This is a genomic window from Pseudomonas sp. 05N434 (assembly GCF_056396965.1).
This window is the reverse complement of sequence record NZ_JBFTMK010000305.1, coordinates 1-6,084: the sequence shown is the minus strand read 5'-3', so window position 1 is coordinate 6,084 and position 6,084 is coordinate 1. Positions and strand designations below refer to the sequence as shown.

Below are 6,084 nucleotides of genomic sequence, written 5' to 3'. Positions count from 1 at the left end.
GCTCTACTACGAAGGCAAGATGGTGCCGGCCGACGCCAAGGTCGCCGAAGAGCACTTCAAGAAAGCCCTCGGCCGGGAAGTCGCCGCCGATTACTACCTCGGCCAGATTTACCGTCGCGGTTACCTGGGCAAGGTCTATCCGCAGAAAGCCCTGGATCACCTGCTGACCGCTGCGCGCAACGGCCAGAACAGCGCCGATTTCGCCATCGCCCAACTGTTCTCCCAAGGCAAGGGCACCCGGCCCGACCCGGTCAACGCTTACGTCTTCAGCCAATTGGCCAAGGCTCAAGACACCCCGCAAGCCACTGAGCTTGCGCAAACACTCGAAGCGCAACTGCCGCCTGACCGGCTGGCCGAGGCCCAACGCCTGCTCAAACAAGAGCAAGCCATTCGTAGCACCGTGAGTCCGGACACGCTGGAACTGCACGCTTTGCAAGAAGAAGACGGCGAGGAATCCCTATGAAACTCAATCCATTCGTGCAGGCCGGTATTGGCCTGACATTCGCCCTGCTGTGGTCGTGCCCGACCCTGGCGGCCCTGACCGAAGACAAGAACTTCGGTCTCGAAGTCAAAGTTACCGGCCAGTCCGAAAACGACAGTGACCTGGGCACCGCCGGTGGCGGCGACGTTAACGGCGTCGGCCTCGACCTGCGCCCTTGGGTCTATGGCGAAAGCGGCGCGTGGAGCGCCTACGCGATGGGTCAGGCCGTGACGTCCACCGACATCATCGAAACCGACACCCTGCAACAGTCCGACAACAGCGGCACCCAGACCACCGACAGCGGTGATCGCAAGACCAGGAAAAACTACCTGGCGATGCGCGAGTTCTGGGTCGGTTACCAGGGCCTCACGCCTTACCCTGGCGAGATCCTCAAGTTCGGTCGCCAACGCCTGCGTAACGACGACGGCCAATGGCGCGACACCAACATCGAAGCCCTGAACTGGACCTTCGACACCACCCTGTTGCGCGCCAACGTCGGTATCGCCGAACGCTTCAGCGAATATCGCACCGACCTGAAAGAACTGTCCCCCAAAGACAAGGATCGCCTGCACGCCTACGCCGATGCGGCGTATCAGTGGACACCCGGTAACTGGGTCGGCATTCGCGGTCATCACACCCACGATAACGGCAAGCTCGACTATCCGGAGCCGGGCGTGGCTGGCGATACCCTGGACAAGAAACAGAACGGCGACATCAGCTGGCTCGGCCTCACCGCCGACAGTGATGCCTACAACTGGCGCAACACCAACACCGTCAATTACTGGGGCAGCATCACCGGCATGAACGGCGACCGTGACACGGTCAACCCGTTGAATGCCGACGGCACTCGCCCGGCAGAAGCCAAGCGTGGTGAAGACCTGAACGGCTGGGCTACTGACCTGGGTGTTCGTCTGCGTCTCGATCCGCAGTGGCAAGTCGGTGCAGCCTATGCCCGCGCCAGCGCCGAGTACCAACAGAACGGCCTGGAAAGCAACCGCTCGAACTACACCGGTACTCGCTCGCGGGTTCACCGTTTCGGCGAAGCCTTCCGTGGCGAAATGAACAACATGCAGACCGCTACGCTGTTCGGCTCCTGGATGCTCAACGACGAATACGACGCCAGCCTGATCTACCACAAGTTCTGGCGTGTGGACGGCAACAAGCCGGTGGGCAACAACGGCATCAACGCTGTTGAAAACAACACCGACGACGCGACCGGCGCGATCCTCTCCAGCACCTCCCTGCCGCTGGAAGATGGCAACAAGGACCTCGGTCAGGAAATGGACCTGGTGGTCACCAAGTACTTCAAGCAAGGCCTGTTGCCGGCAGCGTTGAGCCAGTCGATCGATGAGCCTTCGGCCCTGGTGCGGTTCCGTGGCGGTGTGTTCAAGCCCGGCGATGCCTATGGCAAAGAAGTCGACTCGTACATGCACCGTGCGTTTATCGACGTGATCTGGCGCTTCTGATGCAAACCGCGAAGGGAGTGCCCGACATGAACAGCGCCAAGAAAGGCTCGATCAGCCTGCTGGCCGGCGCGCTGCTRCTGGCCAGCACAGCCGCCTTCGCCACCGTCGAACCGGTCAAGGCTGTGCACCAGCCTGAACAGCAGAGCAAGCCGACGACCATAGCCAAAGGACTGCAACAGGCCAAGACCTACACCGTCAGCAGCGCACCCACCGCGCCGCTGGACTTGGCCAAGCCGAAACTGCCGGACACTTCTGGCTACACCGCCGAAGCCATTGCCGCGAAAATCGTGCGCACCAAGCCCGGCAAGATCAGCATACGCCGGATGATGCAGGAAGACGCCTTGAAGGACTTCATCGGCGGCGACAACAAGATGGCCGAGTGGGTGGTGCGTCAGCACGGCATCCCGCAGGCGATCTTCGTCGACGACGGCTACATGAACCTCAAGGACCTGACCAAGAAGCTGCCCAAGCAGTACCTCAGCGAAACGTCGCCAGGTGTGTTCCTGGCGAAGTTGCCGATCGTGGTGGGCAGACACGGCATTCTGGAAATCGACAAACAGACCCAGGAATTGCGCCTGTCCCAAGAGGCCGGCTCATTCCTGGTCAACGACGGTCAGCTGTTTGTGCGTGATACCAAGATCACCGGCTGGAGCGAGAAGGCCAACGGTCCGGCGGCCTTCTCGTCGCCCAAGGAGTTCCGTCCGTTCCTGTTGTCCTGGGGCGGCACCGAGACCTATATCGCCAACAGCAAGATCGCCAGTTTCGGTTACGCCAACAGTAAGTCCTACGGCGTGAGTATTTCCCAGTACACGCCGAACATGGCCAAGGTGCTCAAGCGCCCTGAACCGACCGGCTGGATCGTCGGCTCCGAGTTCTCGGACATGTGGTACGGCTTCTACTGCTACGAAACCCGCGACTTCGTGGTCAAGGGCAACACCTACAAAGACAACATCGTCTACGGCATCGACCCCCATGACCGTTCCCACGGTCTGATCATCGCCGACAACACGGTGTACGGTACCAAGAAGAAGCACGGGATCATTATTTCCCGTGAGGTCAACGACAGCTTCATCTTCAACAACCGCAGCTACGACAACCACCTGTCGGGCCTGGTGATCGACCGTAACAGCGTGAACAACCTGATCGCCTACAACGAGATCTACAAGAACCACACCGACGGCATCACCCTCTACGAGAGTGCCGACAACCTGTTGTGGGGCAACAAGGTGATCAGCAATAAGCGTCACGGCATCCGGATTCGTAACAGCGTGAACATTCGCCTGTACGAAAACGTCTCGATGGCCAACGGCCTGACCGGTGTCTACGGGCACATCAAAGACCTGAGCGACACCGACCGGGACATCAAGCTCGACCCGTTCGATGCCGAAGTGTCGCTGATCGTGGTCGGTGGTGAACTGGCTGCCAACGGCAGCGGACCGCTGTCGATCGACTCGCCGCTGAGCGTGGAGTTGTATCGCGTGTCGATGCTCGCACCGACCAAAACCAGCGGCATCAGCTTCTCGGGAATTCTCGGCGAGCGTCAGGATGAAATTCTCGACCTGCTGGTGCGCCAGCAGAAAGCCGTGCTGATCGACCCTGTCGAACGCCAGACCGAAATGCGGGACTGAGGATAATTTTATGCACCCACACTTGATCAAATTACTCAGCCTGTCGGCCCTGACCGCGGGTATTCTCGCGGCCAGCACTGGCGTGCGTGCCGAAGACGCCAAGGCACCGAGCTTCAGCGCCGAGCCGTGCTGCAGCCTGTGCCCGGCAGCCCACGACCCGAAGAACTACACCACCCGCTATCAGCAGAACTTCACCACGCTGGTGCAGGCCCAGGGCGACTGGCTGTTCCGTACCCAAGAAGACTTGCGCACCGAGTTCGACACCACACCCGCCGGCTACAAACGCCTGAAACAACTGCACGATGCGTTCAAGAGCAAAGGCGTGGAGCTGGTCATCGTTTACCAGCCGACCCGTGGCCTGGTGAACCGCAACAAGCTGAACCCGGAAGAAAAAGCCAAATACGATTTCGACAAGGCCCTGACCAACTACAAGACCATGCTCGGGCGCTTCGCGCAGATGGGCTACGTGGTCCCCGACCTGTCACCACTGACCAACGAATCGCTGCCCGACACCCTGCCCGCCCACGATTTCTACTTCCGCGGCGACCAGCACTGGACCCCGTATGGCGCCCAGCGCACCGCGAAGATCGTCGCCGAGAAGGTCAAGCAGTTGCCGGCCTTCGCCGACATTCCCAAGCGTGAATTCGAGACCCATAAGTCGGGTCGCATGGGCAAGACCGGAACGTTACACAACATGGCGGGTCAACTCTGTGGCACCAGCTACGCGATCCAGTACATGGATCAGTTCACCACCGAGCCCAAGGGCGAAGCAGCGGATGGCGATCTGTTCGGTGAATCCGGCAACCCGGAAATCACCCTGGTCGGCACCAGCCACAGTGGCAAGAACTACAACTTCGCCGGTTTCCTCGAAGAGGCCATCGGCGCCGACATCCTCAACGTGGCATTCCCCGGCGGTGGCCTGGAAGGTTCGATGCTGCAGTACCTGGGCAGCCAGGAGTTCCAGACCAAGCCTCCGAAGATTCTCATCTGGGAGTTCTCGCCGCTTTATCGCCTCGACCAGGAAACCATCTACCGCCAGATGATGGCGCTGCTCGACAACGGTTGCGAAGGCAAGGATGCACAGATGAGCAGCAGCGCCATGGTGAAGCCGGGCAAAAACGAACTGTTGGTCAACAGCAAGAACCTGGACCTGCGCAACAGCGACCACCAGGTCGACATCCGCTTCGCCGATACGTCGGTGAAAACCTTGCATGCCACCCTCTGGTACATGAATGGGCGTCATGAGGACATCAAGATCGAGAAACCGGAAACCTCCGAAACCGACGGGCGTTTCGCCTTCGAGTTGCGCACGGACGAAGACTGGGCCTCGCAGAATCTGCTGGCCGTTGAAGTCCAGGGGCCTGAAACACCAGGTGCCGCGCCACAGAAAGTCGAGGCGAAAATCTGCAAACGTAACGTGTTCTCCGGCACCGGGCAGCGTACTGCTCAAGCCGGGCAATGAGGCTAGCTCTTATGAACTGCATGCAAACCCGAACTTTGAAACAGTTACTCGCGCCTTCCCTGCTGGCTTTGGCGATGTTCGCTGGCGCCACCCAGGCCGCCGCACCACTGCGCCCGCCTCAAGGGTATTTTGCGCCTGTGGATAAATTCAAGACCGGCGACAAGAGCGAAGGCTGCGACGCAATGCCGACGCCGTACACCGGCGCCCTGCAGTTTCGCAGCAAATACGAAGGCTCCGACAAGGCCCGTTCGACTCTGAACGAGGAATCGGAAAAGGCCTTCCGCGACACCACCGCCGACATCACCAAGATCGAGCGCGGCACCAGCAAGCGAGTGATGCAGTTCATGCGTGACGGTCGCCCGGAACAACTGGAATGCACCCTCGACTGGTTGACCGCCTGGGCCAAGGCCGATGCATTGATGTCCAGGGACTTCAACCACACCGGCAAGTCCATGCGCAAATGGGCGCTGGGCAGCATGGCGTCGTCCTATATCCGCCTGAAATTCTCTGACTCGCATCCCCTGGCCACCCACCAGGAACAAGCGCAGGTGATTGAAGCCTGGTTCAGCAAAATGGCCGATCAGGTGGTCAGCGATTGGGACAACCTGCCGCTCGAACAGACCAACAACCACTCGTATTGGGCCGCCTGGTCGGTGATGGCCACGTCGGTCGCCACCAACCGCCGCGACCTGTTCGACTGGGCCGTGAAGGAATTCAAGGTCGGCGCCAATCAGATCGATGCCCAAGGCTTCCTGCCTAACGAACTCAAGCGCCAGCAACGCGCCCTCGCCTACCACAACTATGCCCTGCCGCCGCTGGCGATGATCGCCAGTTTCGCCCAGGCCAACGGTGTGGATTTGCGTCAGGAAAACAACGGTGCCTTGAAACGCCTGGGTGATCGCGTGCTGGCCGGCGTGGACGACCCGGATCAATTCGAGAAGAAAAACGGTAAAGGCCAGGACATGACCGATCTCAAGATCGACTCGAAATTCGCCTGGCTCGAACCGTTCTGCTCGCTCTACACCTGCGCGCCGAATGTGCTGGAAC

Annotated in this window: 5 protein-coding genes; all 5 read left to right on the top strand. The window is 60.1% G+C overall.

Annotated elements, in window-relative coordinates; all coding sequences use genetic code 11:
- On the top strand, positions 1-463 hold a 463-nt coding region (locus AC1DLB_RS18715; protein ID WP_477785423.1), incomplete at its 5' end, for a tetratricopeptide repeat protein.
- On the top strand, positions 460-1,947 hold the full coding sequence (locus AC1DLB_RS18710) for an alginate export family protein (RefSeq protein ID WP_018927127.1): 1,488 nt from the start codon (positions 460-462) through the stop codon (positions 1,945-1,947). The genes AC1DLB_RS18715 and AC1DLB_RS18710, both read left to right, overlap by 4 nt.
- A gap of 26 nt (positions 1,948-1,973) precedes the next feature.
- On the top strand, positions 1,974-3,575 hold the full coding sequence (gene algG, locus AC1DLB_RS18705) for a mannuronan 5-epimerase AlgG (protein WP_477743260.1): 1,602 nt from the start codon (positions 1,974-1,976) through the stop codon (positions 3,573-3,575).
- A 10-nt stretch (positions 3,576-3,585) separates the two neighbouring features.
- A complete protein-coding gene (locus AC1DLB_RS18700) occupies positions 3,586-5,037 on the top strand; it encodes an alginate O-acetyltransferase (protein ID WP_018927129.1) in 1,452 nt (483 codons plus the stop codon).
- 11 nt (positions 5,038-5,048) lie between these two features.
- Positions 5,049-6,084: mannuronate-specific alginate lyase (locus AC1DLB_RS18695; protein ID WP_477785422.1), on the top strand; the 1,036-nt coding region annotated here is incomplete at its 3' end.